We start from the raw sequence: 2,113 nt of genomic DNA, 5'->3' as shown, positions 1-2,113 counted from the left end.
CAAGCGCCGCAAGGCCCACTTCGCGCAGCTCGACGCGCAGCGCGAGGAGGCCCGCCGGACGAAGGAGCGGCTGGTCGCGGAGGCCGAGGCGCTGTCCGGTTCGACGGACTGGGGTCCGACGGCGGCCCGGTACCGCGAGCTGATGGCGGACTGGAAGGCCGCGGGCCGCGCCCAGCGCGAGCACGAGGACGACCTGTGGAACCGCTTCCGCGGCGCCCAGGACGTGTTCTTCGCCGCGCGCAGCTCGGTCTTCGCCGAGCGGGACGCGGAGCAGACGGAGAACCTGAAGCTCAAGGAGGAGCTGGCCGAGGAGGCCGAGAAGCTCCTGCCGATCGGCGATCTGAAGTCGGCGCGGGCCGCGTTCCGCACGATCAACGAGCGCTGGGAGGCCATCGGCCATGTCCCGCGGGACGCCCGGCCGAAGGTCGAGGGCCGGATGCACACCGTGGAGCGGGCGCTCCAGGAGGCCGAGGAGGCCGAGTGGCGCCGGACGAACCCGGAGGCACGCGCGCGTGCCGTGGGTCTCACCGGTCAGCTCCAGGCCGCCGTGGACAAGCTGGGGGCGCAGATCGAGCAGGCCCGCGCGCAGGGCAACTCGGCCCGTGCCGACAAGCTGGAGCGTGAGCTGGAGGGCCGTCAGGCCCTGCTGGACCAGGCGCTGAAGGGTCTCCAGGAGTTCGGCGGCTGAAGTCCCGCCGACGCGAGCAGACACACGAGAGGCCCCCGTACATCGCGTACGGGGGCCTCTCGGCGTTCTCGCCGCCTGTCCTACGGCCTGCGGGCCGAGGTCACCCGGTAGACGTCGTAGACGCCCTCCACGCCCCGTACGGCCTTCAGGACGTGGCCCAGGTGCTTGGGGTCGCCCATCTCGAAGGTGAAGCGGGAGGTGGCCACCCGGTCGCGGGAGGTCTGGACGGCCGCGGAGAGGATGTTGACGTGCTGGTCGGACAGGACGCGGGTGACGTCCGAGAGCAGCCGGGAGCGGTCCAGCGCCTCGACCTGGATGGCGACCAGGAAGACCGAGGACTGGGTGGGCGCCCACTCGACCTCCAGGATCCGCTCGGGCTCCCGGGACAGTGACTCCACGTTGACGCAGTCGCTGCGGTGAACCGATACGCCGCTGCCGCGGGTGACGAACCCGATGATCGGGTCGCCGGGGACGGGCGTGCAGCAGCGGGCCAGCTTGACCCAGACGTCGTCGACGCCCTTGACCACGACACCGGGGTCCTGGTTGCTGCGCCGCTTGCGGCTGCGGCTGCGGGACGGGACGGCCTCGTCGATCTCCTCGCTGGCCGCCTCCTCCCCGCCGAGCGCCTGCACCAGCTTCTGTACGACGTTCTGCGCGGCCACATGGCCCTCGCCGATCGCCGCGTACAGCGAGGAGATGTCCGGGTAACGCATCTCGTGCGCCAGGGTGACCAGGGAGTCGCCGGTGAGGATGCGCTGGATCGGCAGGTTCTGCTTGCGCATCGCGCGGGCGATGGCGTCCTTGCCCTGTTCGATCGCCTCGTCGCGGCGCTCCTTGGAGAACCAGGCGCGGATCTTGTTGCGGGCGCGGGGCGACTTGACGAACCCGAGCCAGTCCCGGGAGGGGCCCGCGCCGGCCGCCTTGGAGGTGAAGACCTCCACCAGGTCGCCGTTGTCGAGCGTCGACTCCAGGGGGACGAGCCGGCCGTTGACCCGTGCTCCTATCGTGCGGTGGCCGACCTCGGTGTGGACGGCGTAGGCGAAGTCCACCGGGGTGGCACCGGCCGGGAGCGCGATGACGTCACCCTTCGGGGTGAAGACGAAGACCTCGTTGCGGGAGAGGTCGAAGCGCAGGGACTCCAGGAACTCGCCGGGGTCCTCGGTCTCCTTCTGCCAGTCGAGGAGCTGGCGCAGCCACGCCATGTCGTTGAGGTGGTCGTCCTTGCCCTTGCCGGCCTTCGGCACGTCGGTGCGGACCTTGGAGGCGCCGGCCACGGCCTCCTGCTTGTACTTCCAGTGCGCGGCGATGCCGTACTCGGCGCGGCGGTGCATGTCGAACGTGCGGATCTGGAGTTCGACGGGCTTGCCGTTGGGTCCGATGACCGTCGTGTGCAGCGACTGGTACATGTTGAACTTGGGCATCGCG

2 protein-coding genes are annotated in these 2,113 nt (G+C 70.8%); one reads left to right on the top strand and one right to left on the bottom strand.

Annotation, left to right across the window (positions count from 1 at the left end; genetic code table 11):
* A partial coding sequence (locus G6W55_RS37435) for a DUF349 domain-containing protein (protein ID WP_175525040.1) occupies positions 1–688 on the top strand: 688 nt, incomplete at its 5' end.
* Positions 689–768: 80 nt separating this feature from the next.
* Here G6W55_RS37435 and G6W55_RS37430 read toward each other — a convergent pair.
* Positions 769–2,113, bottom strand: a 1,345-nt coding sequence (locus tag G6W55_RS37430) for a bifunctional (p)ppGpp synthetase/guanosine-3',5'-bis(diphosphate) 3'-pyrophosphohydrolase (protein WP_175525039.1), incomplete at its 5' end; no start/stop codon positions are given.

It is taken from the genome of Streptomyces sp. CAI-85 (assembly GCF_013363615.1).
GTDB classification, from domain to species: Bacteria; Actinomycetota; Actinomycetes; order Streptomycetales; family Streptomycetaceae; genus Streptomyces; species Streptomyces antibioticus_B.
The sequence above is the reverse complement of the archived record's forward strand: the minus strand, read 5'-3'. Positions and strand labels throughout refer to the sequence as shown.